At 55.6% G+C, this 18,357-nt stretch carries 18 protein-coding genes; 10 read left to right on the forward strand and 8 right to left on the reverse strand.

Features of this window, described 5'->3' with window-relative positions:
* Window positions 1-11: 11 nt before the first annotated feature.
* Both DOP62_RS12615 and psbB read right to left on the reverse strand, forming a co-directional pair.
* Entirely contained in the window at window positions 12-107 is a 96-nt protein-coding gene (locus tag DOP62_RS12615) for a photosystem II reaction center protein T (protein WP_011243146.1), read from the reverse strand.
* A gap of 76 nt (window positions 108-183) precedes the next feature.
* Entirely contained in the window at window positions 184-1,710 is a 1,527-nt protein-coding gene (gene psbB, locus DOP62_RS12620) for a photosystem II chlorophyll-binding protein CP47 (RefSeq protein WP_208674338.1), read from the reverse strand.
* Window positions 1,711-2,046: 336 nt separating this feature from the next.
* Here psbB and DOP62_RS12625 point away from each other — a divergent pair, with 336 nt between their 5' ends.
* A complete protein-coding gene (locus DOP62_RS12625; RefSeq protein ID WP_208674336.1) occupies window positions 2,047-2,481 on the forward strand; it encodes a 2Fe-2S iron-sulfur cluster-binding protein in 435 nt (144 codons plus the stop codon).
* A gap of 99 nt (window positions 2,482-2,580) precedes the next feature.
* The gene (gene psbM / locus DOP62_RS12630) at window positions 2,581-2,688 is read left to right on the forward strand and encodes a photosystem II reaction center protein PsbM (protein WP_011243143.1); all 108 of its coding nucleotides are present in this window, start codon (window positions 2,581-2,583) and stop codon (window positions 2,686-2,688) included.
* A gap of 86 nt (window positions 2,689-2,774) precedes the next feature.
* Here the strand turns inward: psbM and DOP62_RS12635 are convergent, their stop codons facing one another.
* Window positions 2,775-3,608, reverse strand: coding sequence for a universal stress protein (locus tag DOP62_RS12635; RefSeq protein ID WP_208674334.1), 834 nt, complete (start codon window positions 3,606-3,608; stop codon window positions 2,775-2,777).
* Between the two features lie 141 nt (window positions 3,609-3,749).
* On the opposite strand from DOP62_RS12635, the gene DOP62_RS12640 reads away from it, so the two are divergent.
* The 5 genes from DOP62_RS12640 to DOP62_RS12660 all read left to right on the forward strand — a co-directional run bounded on the left by DOP62_RS12640 (window position 3,750) and on the right by DOP62_RS12660 (window position 7,122).
* On the forward strand, window positions 3,750-4,211 hold the full coding sequence (locus tag DOP62_RS12640; RefSeq protein WP_370538809.1) for an acyl-CoA thioesterase: 462 nt from the start codon (window positions 3,750-3,752) through the stop codon (window positions 4,209-4,211).
* Window positions 4,208-4,996, forward strand: a complete 789-nt coding sequence (locus DOP62_RS12645) for an SAM hydrolase/SAM-dependent halogenase family protein (RefSeq protein ID WP_208674332.1) — start codon at window positions 4,208-4,210, stop codon at window positions 4,994-4,996. Before DOP62_RS12640 ends, DOP62_RS12645 begins: the two co-directional genes overlap by 4 nt.
* A gap of 104 nt (window positions 4,997-5,100) precedes the next feature.
* Window positions 5,101-6,243 carry a DNA-processing protein DprA gene (gene dprA / locus DOP62_RS12650; protein WP_370538908.1) on the forward strand — a complete coding sequence of 381 codons (1,143 nt, stop codon included), beginning with the start codon at window positions 5,101-5,103 and terminating at the stop codon, window positions 6,241-6,243.
* 32 nt (window positions 6,244-6,275) lie between these two features.
* On the forward strand, window positions 6,276-6,911 hold the full coding sequence (locus DOP62_RS12655; protein ID WP_208674330.1) for a Vat family streptogramin A O-acetyltransferase: 636 nt from the start codon (window positions 6,276-6,278) through the stop codon (window positions 6,909-6,911).
* 31 nt (window positions 6,912-6,942) lie between these two features.
* Window positions 6,943-7,122 carry a hypothetical protein gene (locus tag DOP62_RS12660; RefSeq protein WP_261789876.1) on the forward strand — a complete coding sequence of 60 codons (180 nt, stop codon included), beginning with the start codon at window positions 6,943-6,945 and terminating at the stop codon, window positions 7,120-7,122.
* A gap of 120 nt (window positions 7,123-7,242) precedes the next feature.
* Here DOP62_RS12660 and cbiT read toward each other — a convergent pair whose 3' ends face one another.
* Both cbiT and DOP62_RS12670 read right to left on the reverse strand, forming a co-directional pair.
* Window positions 7,243-7,857 (reverse strand): precorrin-6Y C5,15-methyltransferase subunit CbiT, encoded by a 615-nt coding sequence (gene cbiT, locus DOP62_RS12665; protein ID WP_208674329.1) that lies wholly within the window; start codon window positions 7,855-7,857, stop codon window positions 7,243-7,245.
* Window positions 7,838-9,307, reverse strand: coding sequence for an aminotransferase class I/II-fold pyridoxal phosphate-dependent enzyme (locus DOP62_RS12670; protein WP_208674328.1), 1,470 nt, complete (start codon window positions 9,305-9,307; stop codon window positions 7,838-7,840). The genes cbiT and DOP62_RS12670 overlap by 20 nt, the downstream gene beginning before the upstream one ends.
* 103 nt (window positions 9,308-9,410) lie before the next feature.
* On the opposite strand from DOP62_RS12670, the gene DOP62_RS12675 reads away from it, so the two are divergent.
* Window positions 9,411-11,126 (forward strand): ABC1 kinase family protein, encoded by a 1,716-nt coding sequence (locus DOP62_RS12675; RefSeq protein WP_228383101.1) that lies wholly within the window; start codon window positions 9,411-9,413, stop codon window positions 11,124-11,126.
* Window positions 11,127-11,177: 51 nt separating this feature from the next.
* A complete protein-coding gene (locus DOP62_RS12680; RefSeq protein WP_208674327.1) occupies window positions 11,178-11,507 on the forward strand; it encodes a hypothetical protein in 330 nt (109 codons plus the stop codon).
* Window positions 11,508-11,509: 2 nt separating this feature from the next.
* Here DOP62_RS12680 and DOP62_RS12685 read toward each other — a convergent pair whose 3' ends face one another.
* Window positions 11,510-12,148, reverse strand: coding sequence for a DUF3318 domain-containing protein (locus DOP62_RS12685; RefSeq protein WP_039755832.1), 639 nt, complete (start codon window positions 12,146-12,148; stop codon window positions 11,510-11,512).
* 123 nt (window positions 12,149-12,271) lie between these two features.
* Between DOP62_RS12685 and carB the strand changes: the two genes are divergently transcribed.
* A complete protein-coding gene (gene carB, locus DOP62_RS12690; protein ID WP_370538810.1) occupies window positions 12,272-15,565 on the forward strand; it encodes a carbamoyl-phosphate synthase large subunit in 3,294 nt (1,097 codons plus the stop codon).
* A 150-nt stretch (window positions 15,566-15,715) separates the two neighbouring features.
* Here the strand turns inward: carB and ctpC are convergent, their stop codons facing one another.
* Both ctpC and ispG read right to left on the reverse strand, forming a co-directional pair.
* Complete coding sequence (ctpC, locus tag DOP62_RS12695; protein ID WP_208674326.1) at window positions 15,716-16,990, reverse strand: carboxyl-terminal processing protease CtpC; 1,275 nt, start codon at window positions 16,988-16,990, stop codon at window positions 15,716-15,718.
* A gap of 101 nt (window positions 16,991-17,091) precedes the next feature.
* Window positions 17,092-18,315 carry a (E)-4-hydroxy-3-methylbut-2-enyl-diphosphate synthase gene (gene ispG, locus DOP62_RS12700; RefSeq protein WP_208674325.1) on the reverse strand — a complete coding sequence of 408 codons (1,224 nt, stop codon included), beginning with the start codon at window positions 18,313-18,315 and terminating at the stop codon, window positions 17,092-17,094.
* Between the last annotated feature and the right edge of the window lie 42 nt (window positions 18,316-18,357).

The following is an 18,357-nucleotide window of genomic DNA, read 5'->3' on the forward strand; positions in this document are numbered from 1 at the left end:
GTTCCTGAGGGTTATTTGCCGATCCGAGGCGGTTCGCGGAAGGCGATCGCGAAGAACAGCACACCCAGTGCCACAACGAAAACGAAGATGTAGACGAGACTTTCCATGACCGTGAGCCAATAGTCAGAGCAAGAAAGCGGAGCGATCTGAGCGCAACTCAAACCGCTCTAACCAATCACAACCTTAGGCGGCTGTTTTCCGAGTGGTCGGGTCACCCAGTTTTTGGAAGGCCCCGAATTCGATTTGCTCGCCAAGGTCGGCTTCAATCCCAGCAAAGACATCCCGGAACAGTGTCCGAGAACCGTGCCAGATGTGGCCAAAGAAGAAGAGCAAGGCAAAGCTGGCGTGACCAAAGGTGAACCAGCCACGCGGCGAGGTGCGGAAGACACCGTCCGAATTGAGGGTTTCGGTGTCAAATTCGAAGGCTTCACCCAACTGTGCTTTCCGGGCGTATTTCTTCACTTGCGCCGGATCCGTGATGGTTTGGCCATTCAAAGAACCGCCGTAGAAGCTAGCCGTAATACCGGTTTCTTCAAAGCTGAATTTTGCTTCTGCTTTCCGGAAGGGAATATCAGCCCGAACGGCACCCGTGCTGTCGGTCAAGACAATCGGGAAGTTTTCAAAGAAGTTCGGCAGACGACGAACATCCAAGACATTGCCTTCTTTGTCTTTGAAGACGGCATGGCCAAGCCAGCTCTGAGCGATCCCATCACCTTTGTTCATCTGACCGGTCCGGAACAAGCCACCTTTAGCGGGGCTGTTGCCGACGTAGTCATAGAAGGCCAGTTTTTCAGGAATTTCGCTCCAAGCTTCTTCAAGAGAAGCGCCGCTGGCAACAGCCGTATCAACACGGCGGGCAATTTCCTGACGGAAGTAGCCTTGGTCCCATTGGTAGCGAGTTGGGCCAAACAGTTCCACCGGAGTGGCGGCGTTGCCGTACCACATGGTGCCAGCCACCACGAAAGCAGCAAAGAAGACTGCTGCCAGCGAGCTAGACAGAACGGTTTCGATGTTGCCCATGCGCAGCGCTTTGTAGAGGCGCTCGGGCGGACGAACCGTTAGGTGGAACAGACCCGCAACGATGCCAACGACACCAGCTGCGATGTGGTGAGCCACAATCCCGCCAGGGTTGAAGGGGTTGAAGCCTTCAGGACCCCAAGCCGGAGCCACCGGTTGTACGTGGCCGGTTAAGCCGTAAGGATCGGAGACCCACATCCCTGGGCCCCAGAGGCCAGACAGGTGGAAGGCACCGAAGCCAAAGCAAAGCAGACCGGAGAGGAACAGGTGGATGCCAAACATTTTTGGCAAGTCCAAAGCCGGTTCGCCGGTGCGGGGATCGGTAAAGAGTTCGAGGTCCCAATAGACCCAGTGCCAGACAGCTGCGAGGAACAGCAGACCGGACAGAACGATGTGGGCGATCGCGACGCCCTCAAAGCTCCAATAGCCAGGATCCACGGCGGTTTCGCCGGTGATGCTCCAGCCACCCCAAGATTGGGTGACGCCCAAACGCGCCATGAACGGCAACACGAACATGCCTTGCCGCCACATCGGGTTCAGCACGGCATCAGAAGGATCAAAAATGGCAAGTTCGTATAAAGCCATCGAACCTGCCCAACCTGCCACGAGGGCAGTGTGCATCAAGTGCACAGCAATCAGTCGTCCCGGATCATTGAGGACGACCGTGTGGACACGGTACCAGGGTAGTCCCATCGACTACGCTCCTCCTCTAAGGTTTTTAGCCAGAGTGCTCTCAGCTGCGACTCTAGGATTCCAAAATCCAGCTTACCGGAAGGCTGCGATCGCCTTTGAACAAGCTAGACAGCACCTTGCTAAGGGCCGACGGTCTCCAGCGACGTGACTAAGACTTGAAGAAGTGTATCTAGTGTGAGAGAGCCCAGCAAGCGAGTAGAAATACTTGTTACAACAGCGATCGCCGCGATCGGAGCCGTCAGAGAGGCCCAAAGACAGCTCAAAAGATCCCATCATTGTCGAAACAGATTTTAATATTTATTTACCTCTGCTCTTTTCGCAGGAGACCAAAACCCCATGCCGAGCATTCGCTTTATCCGTGAAGACAAAGAGGTCTTTGCCGCCGATGGGGCCAACCTCCGCTTCAAAGCTGTGGAGAACCAAGTCGACCTCTACACCTTCGGTGGCAAGATGATGAACTGCGGCGGCTACGGCCAATGCGGGACTTGCATTGTCGAGATTGTCCAAGGTGCTGAGAACCTCTCGCCCCGCACGTCGTTTGAAGAGCGTAAGCTCAAACGCAAGCCTGATTCGTACCGTCTTGCCTGCCAAGCATCTGTCAATGGGCCAGTGACAGTGTTGACCAAGCCCAACCCCAAAGAGGCCCAACGCGAGACGCTGATTGCTCAAGATTTAGCCAAGCCGATCCCTGTAACTGCGCCAGCAGCCCCGCCTCAAGAGGAGCTCAGCCCCGATAGTGATCAGCCTTCGATCGCGACGGCTGAATCGTAAAGAGCGTTGGGCTTTTGCAAAAAACTCAGGGGCATGATAGCCCAGAGTGGTAGGCTGAAGAAAATTTTTCGGAACTGCTACTACTGAGGCTGAGTCGCTATGCAAGTCAACGAGCTTGGGTTCCTTGCCAGTCTGCTATTTGTGCTCGTGCCGAGCGTCTTTTTGATCGTCTTGTACATCCAGACAGCAAGCCGCGAAGCGAAATAAAGGCTGGACTCAAACCGAGTCTTTGCCACGAGTCATTCAAAAGCCCGACGGATTTCCGCCGGGCTTTGTTTTCGTAAAGTTGAGAGCTAAGCGGCTGTGCGGGTCAACAGCACAGGGCAATCGGCGTAGACGCGGACGTAGTCGGAAATGGAGCCGCCCAAGAGGCGATCGAGATCCGGTAAGCCCTTGGCAATGGTTGGACGGCGATCGGGTGATCCGAGAATCAGCAGGTCGGCATTCGCTTCAGCCGCGATTGCACAAATCGCTTCACCGGCCTTATTGCTCGATGCTGTGAACAACTTCACCTCAATTCCCTGCTGACGGGCGGTTTTGGCTGCTGCTTGCAGGATGGGATCTTCCTCAGGGTTGCTGGCGGCTGGCCCACTGGTGACATGAGCGAGCAAGAGTTGACCGCCGCTGATATCACGAGCCAGAGCGATCGCCTGTTTCAGAGCCTCTTGAGCGGCTTCTGACTTATCCAGCGCCACCATGATTCGATTCAACCGTTTGACGTAGATGTCATCGCGCACCAGCAGCATCGGCTTTGAAGACAACTGGAATACGTACTGGCTGACGGAGTTCTGCAGAATCGATTGCAGGCGCTTTAGACCACGCGAGCCCATGATGATCAAGTCGGTGTTGATCTCTTCCGCTACCTGACAGACGACTGTTTTGGGGTCGCCTTGACGCAGGATGGTGCTGACCTTAGTGGGGTCTAGCTTGAGTGACTGGACTGCAGTGGCCAGCAATTTACCGCCTTCTTCCCATTTCTGGGTCAGCTGTTCGGGGCTAATTTGGCCGGGAACCACGTGCAGGATCGAAATACTGGCCTGCTTGAGCGCAGGAATTTCTAGCAACTGCTTGAGCATTTCCTCAGAGTTGCCAGTGCCAGAATCAGCGAGCAAGATTTTTTGAATCATGAACCACAGCTCCTCGGGTCGTTCAACAGAGCACAGAGCAGGGTTGCGTCGGGGACTGCCGGGGCAGGCTAACTGCGTCCCCTGCACCTCCTCATAATATTTCTTGAGAGAGAATTCCTCGCACCGCGTAAAGACGCCGTCATGTCTGCTGACATAAATCTTGAAAAAGAAGCCCCGCCTTGGTTTGACTACCCGCTACGGGTGCAACCCCATCACACCGACTATGCCGGCATTGTTTGGCATGGCACCTATCTCGCCTGGTTGGAAGAAGCGCGGGTTGAATGCCTGCGATCGGTGGGGGTAGCCTTTGCTGACTTGGTGTCTTTAGGGGTCGATTTGCCAGTGGTCGACCTGGGGGTTCGCTACCGCCGAGCGATCGCCTTGGGTGAGTCGGTGTTAGTTCGCGTCCGCACTGGCCCCAGTCAAGGTGTGCGGCTGGTCTGGGACTGTCAGATTTGCCTGTCGCCTGATCAGGTTTGCGCCACCGCTCAAGTGATTTTGGCTCCGGTCGATCGCCAGCGGGGACGCATCCTGCGGCAGCTCCCTGAACCTCTCCAAGCGGCGATCGACCGGCTGCAGGCGGGTCAGTACAGTCCTGAATGAGTCACTTGCTGACCTTGCTGACAGATTTTGGCTTGCAGGACAGCTATGTCGCGGCCATGAAAGGGGTGATCTATTCGATCTGTCCAGAGGCGACTCTGGTTGATTTGTGCCATGCAATCCCGCCTCAGGATGTGGCGGCAGGCCGTTGGCAGCTATTGCAAGCAGTGCCTTACTTCCCAGCGGGAACCGTGCATTTGGCGGTGGTGGATCCAGGGGTGGGTAGCGATCGCCGCGCCGTAGTGATTGAAACAGCGATCGGGCTACTGGTCGGCCCTGATAACGGCCTCTGGAGTGGTCTCCTCAGCCGCTTTCCGGCGCAACGGGCAGTCAACCTGACTAACACGAACTACTGGCGATCGCCTCAGCCAGATCCGACCTTTCATGGTCGCGATATCTTTGCACCGGTTGCTGCTCATCTGCTCAATGGTGTGCCGTTGACTGAGCTAGGACCTTTAATTGAGCCAGCCTCCTTGCAGACCTTGGGGGAGTCGCAACCGCAACGATCGCCTCAGGGTTGGCAAGGACAAATTCAAGCGATCGATCGCTTTGGCAACCTGATCACCACCCTGCCGGCAGAGCTGGGTCAGGCAGCAGCGGGTCTGACTTTGGGCGATCGCTGGCTGCCGATCGCACGAACCTATAGTGAAGTCGCGGTTGGTGACTTGCTAGTGCTGGCAGGGAGTCATGGCTACCTAGAAATCGCCCAACGCAACGGCTCCGCACAACAAGCCTTAGGTGCAGAAATGGGCGCAGTCGTTCAATTGGTCTGTAGACGGGCACCCTAAACAGCAATCTGTCTGCGATCGCAGTCATGGATTTGCTGGACTCTCTTGCACCGCCCCGATCGCAGCGATCGCGCCTTCAAGAATCCCCTGCAACGATGCGGGCTATGCCGGACGCTGAGGCGCTGTGCTGTCTTGCCTTGGTGCAAGTGCCACGGCTGGGGCCAGCCTTACTCCGGCGTCTTCTGGTGCACTTTGGCAGTTTTGAAGCTGCTTGGCAGGCCCCGACAACAGCGCTGTTGGAAGTCGATGGCATTGGTCTGTTACTGGCCGAAGCGATCGCGACCCTCAGGCAGCAGTTGCAGCCAGAAGCTTTTTGGGAGCAGCACCAGCGCCAAAATCCGCACTTTTTACTGTGGACTGATCCGGCTTATCCACGCCTCCTGCGCGAAATTCCCACGCCACCGCCTGTTCTCTACTACCGAGGCAACTTAGACCTGATTCAACCGCCGCTGGATGCAGTAGCGATCGGGATTGTGGGCACGCGCGACCCGTCGCCCTATGGTCGCCGCTGGACGGGCAAGTTGAGTGGTGCGATCGCCCAAGCAGGCTACACTGTCATTTCTGGTTTGGCCTATGGAGTTGATACGGAAGCCCACCAAGCCTGTCTGGAAGCGCGGGGAAAAACCGTTGCAGTGCTGGGCACCGGCGTCAATGTGATCTATCCGCCGCAGAATCGCACTCTGTACGAAGCGATTTTGGAGCAAGGTGGATTAATTCTGAGTGAGCAACCCAGCGCTACTCAGCCCGATCGCGGTGCTTTTCCAGCGCGAAATCGCATCATTGCTGGTCTCAGTCGGGCTCTGCTAGTGACAGAAGCACCGGGGCGCTCAGGTGCTTTGATTACGGCTCATTTAGCCAATGAATTTTGTCGAGACGTCTACATCCTGCCGAACAGCTTGGATAATCCCAAGGCGGCGGGTTGCCTGAGCTTGATTCAGCAAGGAGCACAACCGATTTTAGGAGCGGGGCACTTGCTTGATTGGCTCCGACAATTACCGCCTCTTGACCCACAGTCTCAGCCGCTAATTCCCTTGGCTGTGCCGAGTCAAGAAGCGGAAGCAGCAATCGCGGACTTGACACCGGAGCAAGCAAAGGTTTATGCCATTCTGAGTGATCAACCGATTAGTAAAGATGAGATTGTTGAGCGATCGGGCTTAGATTTTTACCAAGTTCAAATTCATATTACTCACTTGGAGATCTTAGGCCTTGTTGAGGTTCTCCCAAGTGACTTCTGTCAACGCTGCTAGCGTAAAATTTGTCCTTCTTTGATCTGCAATCAATGCCCTATCCGAGCGCCCAAAATAAGCATCCGTTACCTGGCTTTCCTCAAGTCTGCTTTATTCAAAATACGGTTCAGAACCCCAACATCATCATTGGGGACTACACCTATTACGATGATCCTGAAGATTCTGAGAACTTCGAGCGTAATGTTCTCTATCACTTTCCGTTTGTGGGTGACAAGCTGATCATTGGTAAGTTTTGCGCGATCGCCCGTGGCGTTCAATTCATCATGAATGGCGCTGCTCACAAAATGTCAGGCTTCTCGACCTACCCCTTTGAAATTTTTGGGCCGAGTTGGGATCGAGTCATGCCGCAGCCCGGTGACTATCCCTACAAGGGCGATACGGTGGTTGGTCATGATGTTTGGATTGGCTACGAAGCCCTGATTATGCCGGGTGTTCAGATTGGTCACGGTGCGATTATTGGGGCGCGATCAGTCGTGACTAAAGATGTTCCGCCCTATGCGGTTGTTGGGGGGAATCCTGCTCAAGTTTTAAAAATGCGCTTCCCAGATTCTGTGATTGAAACATTACTGGCGATCGCTTGGTGGGATTGGCCAATTGAGAAAATTACAGAGAATTTAGAAGCAATCGTTGGCGCAGATTTAGAAGTCCTTAAAAATATCAGTAGTTGAATCGAAAGATTTGTGTCTATCAGTCAGTCCTGTGATTGATTTTGATCATCCTTCAATTCAGGCTTTAGCTACAGAACTGCAAGCTGATCAATCTTCTATAACTGCGATCGCTCAGGCCTGTTTTGAATGGGTGCGCGATCAGATTCGCCATAGCTCAGACTCTCAACTCAATCCTGTAACCTGTCGTGCTTCAGAGGTGCTGGAGTACTGAACGGGCTACTGCTACGCCAAAAGTCACCTGTTAGTTGCGTTGTTGCGGGCTTGTTCAATTCCAGCAGGATTTTGCTACCAGCGTCTGAGCTTTGATGTAGCGAACGATCGCCGTTAGTGGCTATTCGAGTTTTTCGCCGCTGAGGATGAAGATCGGATCGACCGCAGCGAGTACTTGGCTGCGTCCTCGGCGCTCGAGTCGATTAACAGCGGCTTGAACTACTTCAATGTTGCGAGCGGGAAGCTGGGCCAGCGTTTCGGAAACGGTATATAGCCCCTCCAAGCTGGCAGTCGTGACTACGAGGCGACCTTGGGGCTGCAAACGCTGCCAGACGCTACTGATCACAGCAGCGATCGGTCGGCCACCTTCAATCACGGCGCGATCAGGAGAGTGGGCGATCGCCTCTAAACAATCGGGTGCGTTGCCCATCACCACATCGACATTAGTCACGGCGAACTGCTGGCAGTTGCGCTGAATCAGGGCGCAGACTTCCTCATCCCGCTCGATCGCCACCACTTTGCCTTGCGGGCAGAGTAAACCGGCTTCAACCGGAATCGTCCCCGTCCCCGCCCCAACATCCCAGAGACAGGAGGTGGCTTCAAGCCGGAGTTGTGCCAAAATCAGCAGCCGCACTTCCCGTTTGGTGAGAGGAATGCCGGGCAGTTGGGCAAACCAGTCGTCGGGGATGCCAGCCGTGCTGTAGGGCCAGGAACGATCAGGAGGGGCAAGAGGCATGAAGCGTGTCGGAGTCCTGCACGATGCGCAGCGTGGTCAATTCAGGGTCAGCGCAGCCGCTGAGAATACCGCCGGTCGCCTGCACCTGTCGCAGATAGTCTACTGCGCTCTTGGAAATCCGCTCGCCGGGCAGCAGGACGGGAATGCCGGGTGGATAGGGGCAAATACACTCCGCCGCGATCGCTCCGATCGCTTGCTCAAGGCTGACGGTTTGATGGCGAGCAAACCATGCTTGCCGTGGACTGAGGACAATTTCTGGCTCCAGCCAAGCGGGCAGGCGCGGTGGTAATTCCTCGTGATGTTCCTGTGACAAGAGGCGATCGCAGGCTGTGACGAGGCGATCGATATCTGCCGCTTGGTTACCCAAGCTGAGATGGAAAACCAGATTGTGAAGGCTGGGCAGCTCCGCTGTGACTTGCCATTGTTCATGCAAATATTCATCGGCACTGAAGCCGCTCCAACCACAGGCTTGGAAATTGATCACGAGCCGCGTTGGGTCCCACTCGAGGAATCCGGGGCGATCACTGATCGCGATCGCGGGCAATCGCAGGCCTGGCAGTGCAGCGAGTTGCTGGTGTGCTTGACGAGCAAGAATGATCGGCGTTTGCAGGAGCTCCGGCGCGGAAAGACGCATTTGCTCTGTAGCGGCTTCCAAAGAGGCCAGCAACAGATAACTGGGGCTACTGCTTTGCACCAACGCTAAGGATTGGCTGAGTCGTTCAGGATCAATCCGATCGCCCTTAAGGTGCAGCATCGCTGCTTGGGTCAGGGCTCCCAGCAGCTTGTGGGTTGATTGGACGACGAGATCGGCTCCCTCGCTCAGGGGCGAGGCTGGCAAGTCAGGATGAAAGCCTAAATGCGCGCCGTGGGCGGCATCCACAATCAACGGGACGCCATGGCGATGAGCGATCGCTGCGATCGTAGCCACATCGGCACAGACGCCTTCGTAGGTGGGCGAGACAAGGACGATAGCTTTGATCTGGGCATCTTGGGCTAATGCTATGGCCACCTGCTCAGGAGTTGGCACCCCAATCAGGTCAAAGTCAGCTGCTTCTGGTGGCGTGATCCAAACCGGCATCGCGCCGCTCAAAATACAGCCGCTCAGCAGTGATCGATGGGCATTGCGAGGCAGTAGCAAGCGATCGCCGGGACTGCAGATGGTCAGAATCGCAGCTAACAGTCCGCCAGTAGAGCCATTGACCAAAAACCAACTGCGATCGGCACCGAAGACTTCAGCGGCTTGGGCTTGACTCTCCGCTAAAACCCCGCTGGCGGCGTAGAGGTTATCCAATTCCGGCAACTCAGGCAGATCGGCGCGAAAGACTGCTGATCCCCATGCCTGCCGAAGATGCGGCGCGATCGCTCGTCCCAGCTTGTGTCCGGGGGTATGAAAGGGCGCACGGGCTTGCTCAGCACTGGCCAAAAGTTGATCAAAGAGCGGTGTCGGCATGCGGCGTGACAATGTGTCGTTTTCTATACTGTTGTTACGAACCTCTGACGATCCGCGCTACGGTCAGGGGCCAGTGCGCTCCTCCGGTTTTTGGTTGCCGCCTGTGAGTTTTCCCCTTGCTGACTCCGATCGCTACGATGCTGCGGCGATCGCCCGCTACTACCGTCTTCGTCCTTGGTTGGCAATCGCACGGCTGACGGTCATCTTCTGGAATTTTCTGGGATTTGCGTGGCGACTTTTTTGGGATCAACGACAACAGGCTGGGGATGCCCATCTGCCAGAACGAGCGGCAGAACTGCGACAAATTCTGACGAAACTGGGGCCAACTTTCATCAAAGCGGGTCAAGCCCTTTCAACGCGACCCGATCTGGTGCGGGTTGATTTCCTCGATGAACTAACCAAGCTACAAGACCAGCTGCCTCCGTTTCCCAATGATCAAGCCTTCAAAATCATGGCGGAGGAACTGGGGCGCCCAGTCAGTCAGTGTTTTGAGGAACTCTCGCCGGAGCCGATCGCAGCCGCCAGTTTAGGTCAGGTCTACAAAGGAAAACTCTTCAGCGGCGAAACGGTTGCCGTCAAAGTGCAGCGGCCGAATCTACTGCCGACGTTGACCCTCGACCTCTATCTCATTCGCTGGGGAGCCACTTGGTTTGGCTCGTTGCTCCCGCTCAATCTTGGCCATGATTTGACCCTGATTGTCGACGAGTTTGGCTGCAAGCTCTTTGAAGAAATCGACTACGAAAATGAAGGGCGAAATGCGGAACGCTTTGCTGAGAACTTCCGCGATTGTCCCTATGTCAAAGCGCCAAAAATTTACTGGGCATTTAGCAGCCGTCATGTCCTGACTCTGGAATGGATCGATGGTGTCAAATTGACAGCAGCGACTGAACTCGATCAGTTGGGTATCGATGCAGATGCAGTCGTTAAAACGGGTGTCATTTCCGGTCTGCAGCAGCTGTTAGAGTTTGGTTTCTTCCACGCTGATCCCCATCCGGGCAACCTGTTTGCCCTGCCGTCAGAACCACGCCCTGATGGTCTGGGCTGCATGGCTTATATCGACTTTGGGATGATGGATCAGCTGGATCAGCTGACTAAAGAAACCTTAGTCGATGCGGTCGTTCACCTGATCAATCGTGATTATGTCGAGCTAGCGCAAGACTTTATTACCCTTGGCTTCCTGACACCCGATAGCGATCTCACACCGATTATTCCGGCGCTGGAATCGGTGCTGGGCGACATCATGGGCGAGAAAGTTCGCGACTTCAACTTCAAGACGATTACCGATCGTTTCTCGGAGTTGATGTATGACTATCCCTTCCGTGTTCCTGCTAAGTTTGCGCTGATTATTCGATCGCTCGTCACCCAAGAAGGTTTAGCGCTGAGCGTGAATCCTGACTTCCGTATTGTTGATGTCGCCTATCCCTACATTGCCAAGCGTCTGTTGCAGGGTGAATCCCCTCAACTGCGGCGGCGTCTGCTAGAAGTCCTGGTCAAGGATGGAAAATTCCGCTGGAGTCGTCTCGAAAATCTGATCGCGATCGCCCAGAATGATGGCGGTTTTGATTTGCTGCCCACGGCTCAAATGGGTCTGCAATATCTGTTCTCAGAAGAAGGGGCTTACCTGCGCAATCAATTGCTGTTGGCTCTGACTGAGAATGAGCGTCTACAAACGGAACCCCTGCAGCGGCTGTGGGAATTGCTGCGGCCGGAACTGGAACCCGCCCGAGTGGCAGGCCATGCCTTCAATGCCTTTGTGGCTTTCTCCCGCGATCGCGCTGCAGCCTTCTTCCCTGCGCTGGCTCTCGAATCCAATCGCTGAGTGATTTAGTTGGGCGATCGCCGTCCCTAAGCGTGTTCGAGGAGCTGGCAGATGACTGAGCCAAAACGCTTTCACCTCGCGATCGCTGTGGCTGATGTCGCTGCTTCAGTGGCGGATTATTCGCAGCGACTGGGGCAAGAACCCGAAGTTGTGATCGCCGGAGCCTATGCACTCTGGCGCACGCCGCAGCTCAACTTTTCGATTCGCCAGACGGAACCAAAGCAAGCGGGTCAACTCCGCCATCTAGGCTGGGAAGATCCGCAAGCAGAAGCATTTAAATGCGATCGCGACTGCAACGGCATCCTCTGGGAGCGATTCACCGTTGCTCAGCAAGCGACTGCAATCCTTGAGCTTTGGCCGGATACACAGTACCAGCCGTAGCTCTAGCCTTGTTGGTAGACGTCTTCGAAGGTTTCGGGATTCGCTGCAACTTGCTGTTGAGCCTTCGCTTTGGCTTTGGCAGCACTACGGCGCAGAGCTTGCAAACGGTTTTCGTAGAAGCTGCGCTGTTTTTTCTTGGGTGTTTGCTCAATCAGCGTTTTGATAGCGCTTCCCAAGCTCTTGTAGGCGTTGGGCAAGCTGTAGCCAAACCGCGTCGAGAGGGCGATCGCGCGTTCATCGGCGGCGATCGCTTCTTGCAGCTTCTTCTCGCTGTTGTTTTTCAGATAGAGGCGATAGCCGGCAAAACCCGAGAGACCAAGGGCGAGCAGCAGCAACAGGCCGTCGCGTACCCACAGTTCACCGACTGCGCCGCCCAAGCCGATCGCCAAGGCTGCCATTTCCCAGCCATCACGGGGAATCGCATCATTTTGGATGCGGCCAACTTCATGCCAAAAGAGCAGATTGCGTTGGTCAATCGCCAACTGCTCCCAGCGCAGGAGATCAATCTGGATTTCAACTTCGTCGCGACCGATTTCTTCGCAGGTCACCAAGGGCGGATCGACGGCTGCCGACGCTTCCACAAAGACCCAACTCTGCAATTCGGGTGGCAGCAAACCCTTGAGACGCTGAAGTTCGCTCATAGCCGGTGGTGACGATAACCCATGCGCAATTGTCCCTAGCATACAAGCCCGACTCAGCCCTCGGTGTCGGGGAGCACCAGCGCAGATGGCAGAATAGATCGGATTTGCCGCTGTGACCGTGCCATGCCTCGCCGCCAAGATATTCGCAAAATTCTGCTGCTCGGATCCGGGCCGATTGTGATTGGACAGGCGTGCGAGTTTGACTACTCGGGCACGCAAGCTTGTAAGGCGCTGCGCGAGGAAGGCTACGAGGTGGTGTTGGTTAACTCCAACCCCGCCACGATCATGACCGACCCCGAGACGGCCGATCGCACCTATATTGAGCCGCTAACGCCGGAACTGGTCGCGCAGGTGATCGAACGGGAGCGCCCCGATGCGCTGCTGCCCACGATGGGTGGCCAAACGGCGCTGAACCTCGCGGTTGCGCTCGCCAAAAACGGCACCCTCGATCGCTTTGAGGTGGAACTGATCGGCGCGAAACTGGAAGCGATCGAAAAAGCTGAAGACCGACTCCTGTTCAAAGAAGCGATGGAGCGGATCGGCGTCAAAGTTTGCCCCAGCGGCATCGCCAACAATATGGCCGAGGCTCAGGCGATCGCGGAGCAAATCGGCACCTATCCGCTGATCATCCGTCCGGCCTTTACCATGGGCGGCACCGGCGGCGGCATTGCCTATAACCAAGAAGAATTTGAGCTGATTGTTCAGTCGGGCTTGGATGCCAGCCCCGTCAGCCAAATTCTGGTGGAACAGTCGCTGATTGGCTGGAAAGAATTCGAGCTGGAGGTGATGCGTGACCTCGCCGATAACGTCGTGATCATTTGTTCGATCGAAAACCTCGATCCGATGGGCGTGCACACCGGCGACTCGATCACCGTTGCACCGGCACAAACCCTAACCGATAAGGAATATCAGCGACTGCGCGACCAAGCAATCGCAATCATCCGCGAGATCGGGGTGGAAACTGGCGGTTCCAACATCCAGTTCGCGATCAATCCCCAAGATGGCGACGTGATCGTGATCGAAATGAACCCGCGCGTTTCCCGGAGTTCAGCGCTGGCTTCGAAAGCGACCGGCTTCCCGATCGCCAAAATCGCCGCCAAACTTGCGGTCGGCTACAGCTTAGATGAACTGAAAAACGACATTACCCGCCAGACACCAGCTTCCTTTGAACCGACGATCGACTATGTCGTCACCAAGATCCCGCGCTTTGCCTTCGAGAAATTCCCCGGTACGCCTGCCCAGCTGACCACGATGATGAAATCCGTGGGTGAGGCGATGGCGATCGGGCGGACCTTCCCCGAGTCTTTCCAAAAGGCGCTGCGATCGCTGGAAATTGGTCGGGCCGGCTGGGGCTGCGATCGCCCCGAAACCCTGCCAACACTGGATCAAATCAAGCCACAACTCCGGACACCTAGCCCCGATCGCATTTTTGCAGTGCGGCAGGCGATGCTGCTCGGCCTCAGCGACAGTGACATCTACCAGCTGACGGGCATCGATCCATGGTTCTTGGAGAAGTTCCGCGAGATTTTGGAGGGCGAAGACTTCCTGAAGCGCACCTCAATCGAGCAGATCACACCAGCGCAGTGGCTGGAGGTCAAACAGCTGGGCTTTAGCGATCGCCAGATTGCCTTTGCGCTGGGTAGTTCCGAAGAAGCGGTGCGCCAGCGGCGACAGCAACAGGGCATCAAGCCGGTCTACAAACTGGTCGACACCTGTGCGGCGGAGTTTGAAGCCTACACGCCTTACTACTACTCCTGCTACGAATCGCCCCGCGCCCAACTGGGTGAGTCAGGTCTAGCCGCGATCGCACCGGAATCAGAAGTCCGTCCCAGCGATCGCCCGAAAGTGATGATTCTAGGGGGTGGCCCTAACCGCATTGGTCAGGGCATCGAGTTTGACTACTGCTGTTGTCACGCGGCCTTTGCGCTGGCCGACGATGGCTACGAGACGATCATGGTCAACTCCAACCCTGAGACGGTCTCCACCGACTACGACACCAGCGATCGCCTCTACTTTGAGCCGCTGACCCGCGAGGATGTGCTGAACATTCTGGAAGCCGAGCAGCCCCAAGGCGTGATCATTCAATTCGGCGGTCAAACGCCGCTGAAGCTGGCTGTTCCCCTGCAAACCTTCCTGCAAACGCCAGAAGGTCAAGCCCTCGGTACCCAAATCTGGGGCACCTCGCCGGACTCGATCGATACAGCGGAAGACCGCGAACGCTTTGAGCAAATCCTGCGCCAGCTCGACATCGCCCAGCCTGCCAATGGTCTGGCGCGCAGCCCCGAAGAAGCCTTAGCGATCGCCCATCGCATCGGCTACCCGACGGTGGTGCGCCCTAGCTACGTTTTGGGCGGCCGTGCGATGGAGATTGTCTACTCCGATGCCGAACTCGAGCGTTACATGGCTGAGGCCGTGCAGGTCGAGCCGGATCACCCGATTTTGATCGACAAGTTTCTTGAAAACGCGATCGAAGTTGATGTCGATGCCCTCGCCGATCGCACGGGTCAAGTCGTCATCGGCGGGATCATGGAGCACATTGAGCAGGCCGGCATTCACTCCGGCGATAGCGCCTGTTCGCTGCCCACCGTCAGCCTCAACGAGACGGTGCTGGAAACGATCCGTGCTTGGACAACCCAGCTCGCGAAAGCGCTCAACGTCATCGGCCTCATGAACATTCAGTTCGCCGTCAAAGACGAGCAGGTTTATATCCTCGAAGCCAATCCCCGTGCCTCGCGAACCGTTCCCTTTGTCTCCAAGGCGATCGGGCGACCGCTGGCCAAGATTGCAGCACGATTGATGTCGGGTCAAACACTAGCGGATCTCGGCATTACCTCTGAATTAGTGCCCAGCTACCTCTCGGTTAAAGAAGCCGTGCTGCCCTTCGATCGCTTCCCCGGCACCGACACGCTGCTCGGCCCTGAAATGCGCTCCACTGGCGAAGTGATGGGCATTGATGTGGACTTTGGCCGTGCTTTTGCCAAGGCGGAACTGGCTGCCTCTCAGCGACTGCCACGCCAAGGCACGGTCTTCATCTCCGTCAGCGATCGCGATAAGGCGGCGATCGGGCCGATCGCGCGGGAATTTCTCACGTTGGGCTTCCGAGTGGTTGCAACGGGTGGCACTCAAAAAGTGTTGGCGGAGCAACGACTCTCCGTGGAGCCGATTCTCAAAGTCCATGAAGGTCGTCCGCACGTTTTGGATGCACTCAAGAACGATCAAATTCAGCTGATTATCAATACTCCCGCAGGCGCTCGCGCCAAAGTGGATGACCAGATTATTCGCCGCGCTGCACTCGATTACAAAGTGCCAACCGTAACCACGATCGCGGGTGCAAAAGCTACGGTTGAGGCGATTCGTGCCTTGTTAGAACAACCGTTGCAAGTGAAATCCTTGCAGGAATATCAACAACAGGGATAGCAACAGTCATCTGCTAGTTGTTCACCCATCTTCTGCAAGGATTTGGGTGAACTCGATTGGCTTGAAAACTTGACGCTTAACTAGCCGAAAGCACAGAAAGGCGAGTAGCGATCGCTACTCGCCTTTCTATCTAACTAATCCAGCAGTGGCTTATTTCGATGCGGTCGCAATCTTCTGCGTTAGCACCTTCAGTGCAGATTGGAATTGAGGGTCGCTGACCGTACCAATTTGCTCCTGATTTTTACTGAGACTTTCCCGTTGTGCATCGGTCAACTCAGCAACAATGTTGGGTTCGATACCCTGCTTATTGATATCGCGACCACTGGGCGTGAGGTACTTGGCGATCGTCACTGCCAGACCAGAGCCATCCCCGAGCGGACGAACAGATTGCACAAGACCTTTGCCAAAAGTCTTAGAGCCAATCAGTACGGCTCGATTGTTGTCTTGCAGAGCACCCGAGAGGATTTCGCTGGCGCTAGCGGATCCGCCATCCACTAAGACGACGAGGGGTTTATCTGTGAGGGCTCGATTATTTGCTGAAGCCTGCTCTGAGATGCCACCCCGATCCTGCGTAGAAACAATCACCCCTTTCTGGAGCCACATCCGAGCAATGTCGATGCTGGCGTAGAGCAACCCACCCGGATTCGACCGCAGGTCAAGGACATAACCTTTGACATTTTTCGCTTCTAAATCTTTGATGGCCTGCCGCATTTCTGGCGCTGAATTGGCGCTGAACTGCCGCAGCCGGATATAGCCCACAGGACCTGTCGGTGAGTCTTGAACTCGAGCACTGACTGAGTGAATTTCAATCCGTTCCCGCACGATTGGGAAGGCGATCGTTTCATTCTCGCGGCGAATGGTGAGAGTGACTTTACTACCTACGGGACCGCGAATCAGCTTGACGGCCTCGTCAGATGACATGCCTTGAGTGCTCTTTTGGTCGATGCGGACAATCACATCGCGTGAGCGAATCCCAGCAGCAGCAGCGGGCGAACCTTCAATTGGTGAGACGACAATCAGTTCTTTCGTATCTGGGTCTTGACTGAGCTGAATCCCTACCCCGGTCAATTCACCCGAGGTATCAATCTGCATGTCTTTGAATTCGTCGGGATTCATGAAGCGCGTGTAAGGATCGCCCAGCGTTTTGAGCATCTCCTCAACAGCGGTGTAGGCTTCCTCCCGAGTCTTGTAATTGCGACTTAGGTATTCACGACGTAACTCACGCCATTTATTGCGGTTAAAGGTACCTGTGCTGTCGACATAGTTACGATCGACAACTTGCCACACTTCATCAATGATTTCTTTGGGGCTTTCTTGAAAGAGCGCTTGCCCTTTCGCCCAGTGATTTCCTGCCCCCACCACAGCTACGGTCGCGATCGCAGAGGCACAAATACCGGCGATGAGCTTGCGATTAGAAAAAGCCATTGGCGAAAACCGCCTATCAGGAAAGGAGTAGGCTCAATCTAGCACAGGCTTTCTGGAGCGACACAGTCCCGATAGACGGCTCAATTTCTGGACTTTTAGGGTCAGCCGATCACCTCAGGTTCAACCCAGCGACCATCGGCTTTGATCAAATTGATCAGCTCTTCAACCCCCTGTTCTTCGGGAACTCTTTTGATCTCATCCCGTCCTCGGTAAAGGGCGATCGTGCCGGGAGTTTTTCCGACATAGCCGTAGTCCGCATCCGCCATTTCACCAGGGCCATTGACGATGCAACCCATCACGGCGATGTCCAGACCGACTAGATGGCTCGTTGCTGCTCGAACCTTATGCAGTACTTCTTCAAGGTTGAAGAGCGTCCGTCCACAACTCGGACAAGCGACGTACTCGACCATCGTTTTGCGGAGGCCCAAAGCTTGCAAAATCGAGTAGCAAACGGGAATTTCTTTTTCTGGGGCTTCAGTTAAGGAAACACGAATCGTGTCGCCAATGCCTTCAGCCAGCAGGGTACCAATCCCAACTGTGGACTTAATCCGACCATAGTCACCATCGCCTGCTTCAGTCACACCTAAGTGCAATGGATAATCCATGCCGAGATCATCCATGCGTTTAGCCATCAGACGATAGGCCGCTAGCATTACGGGCGCGCGGCTGGCCTTCATGGAAATAACGAGGTTGCGGAAGTCCATTTCTTCGCAGAGCCGCAGGAATTCCAACGCCGACTCCACCATGCCTTCCGGCGTGTCGCCGTAGGTGAACAGCATCCGCTCAGCGAGAGAGCCATGGTTGACACCAATCCGCATTGCCTTATCTTGCTCGCGCAGGCTGGCGACCAATGGCTCAAGGGTGTCGCGAATCTGTTTGCCAATCCGCTCAAACTCTTCTGGTGTGTAGCCTTGCCGGTTTGGATCGGGCTTCTCGAAAACGTAGAGGCCAGGATTGATCCGCACTTTATCGACGTGCTTGGCCACTTCCAGCGCGATTTTCATGCCGTTGTGGTGGACATCAGCCACCAAGGGCACATCGCGATAGGTATCTTGTAGTTTCTTTTTGATGTCGCCGACGGCTTTGGCATGACCGAGGCTGGGCACCGTAACACGGACAATCTCGCAGCCGATCTCATGCAGACGACGGATGGCAGCAACGGATCCATCGATGTCCAGCGTGTCTTCGTTGATCATCGACTGGACAACGACGGGGTGGCGGCTGCCAATCCAGATATCGCCGACACGCACCGATCGCGTCGGGCGCCGGTGAATGACGGTATCAAACTCAGTAGCAGTCGCGCTGGGGTTGGAAAGGGTCTGCATGGCACCGCGAGCAGTTCGGATCACTCCTTTAAGGTGCCATGG

Source organism: Synechococcus elongatus PCC 11801 (assembly GCF_003846445.2).
GTDB classification, from domain to species: domain Bacteria; phylum Cyanobacteriota; class Cyanobacteriia; order Synechococcales; family Synechococcaceae; genus Synechococcus; species Synechococcus elongatus_A.

Bases quoted from the DNA above. Each gene is read 5' to 3' on its own strand.
- ctpC (WP_208674326.1), bottom strand. From the start codon at position 16,990: ATGGCTTTTTCTAATCGCAAGCTCATCGCCGGTATTTGTGCCTCTGCG.
- psbM (WP_011243143.1), top strand. From the start codon at position 2,581: ATGCAAGTCAACGAGCTTGGGTTCCTTGCCAGTCTGCTATTTGTGCTC.
- carB (WP_370538810.1), top strand. From the start codon at position 12,272: ATGCCTCGCCGCCAAGATATTCGCAAAATTCTGCTGCTCGGATCCGGG.
- DOP62_RS12655 (WP_208674330.1), top strand. From the start codon at position 6,276: ATGCCCTATCCGAGCGCCCAAAATAAGCATCCGTTACCTGGCTTTCCT.
- DOP62_RS12635 (WP_208674334.1), bottom strand. From the start codon at position 3,608: ATGATTCAAAAAATCTTGCTCGCTGATTCTGGCACTGGCAACTCTGAG.
- ispG (WP_208674325.1), bottom strand. From the start codon at position 18,315: ATGCAGACCCTTTCCAACCCCAGCGCGACTGCTACTGAGTTTGATACC.
- DOP62_RS12670 (WP_208674328.1), bottom strand. From the start codon at position 9,307: ATGCCGACACCGCTCTTTGATCAACTTTTGGCCAGTGCTGAGCAAGCC.
- DOP62_RS12645 (WP_208674332.1), top strand. From the start codon at position 4,208: ATGAGTCACTTGCTGACCTTGCTGACAGATTTTGGCTTGCAGGACAGC.
- DOP62_RS12680 (WP_208674327.1), top strand. From the start codon at position 11,178: ATGACTGAGCCAAAACGCTTTCACCTCGCGATCGCTGTGGCTGATGTC.
- DOP62_RS12685 (WP_039755832.1), bottom strand. From the start codon at position 12,148: ATGAGCGAACTTCAGCGTCTCAAGGGTTTGCTGCCACCCGAATTGCAG.
- DOP62_RS12640 (WP_370538809.1), top strand. From the start codon at position 3,750: ATGTCTGCTGACATAAATCTTGAAAAAGAAGCCCCGCCTTGGTTTGAC.
- psbB (WP_208674338.1), bottom strand. From the start codon at position 1,710: ATGGGACTACCCTGGTACCGTGTCCACACGGTCGTCCTCAATGATCCG.
- DOP62_RS12615 (WP_011243146.1), bottom strand. From the start codon at position 107: ATGGAAAGTCTCGTCTACATCTTCGTTTTCGTTGTGGCACTGGGTGTG.
- cbiT (WP_208674329.1), bottom strand. From the start codon at position 7,857: ATGCCTCTTGCCCCTCCTGATCGTTCCTGGCCCTACAGCACGGCTGGC.
- DOP62_RS12625 (WP_208674336.1), top strand. From the start codon at position 2,047: ATGCCGAGCATTCGCTTTATCCGTGAAGACAAAGAGGTCTTTGCCGCC.
- dprA (WP_370538908.1), top strand. From the start codon at position 5,101: ATGCCGGACGCTGAGGCGCTGTGCTGTCTTGCCTTGGTGCAAGTGCCA.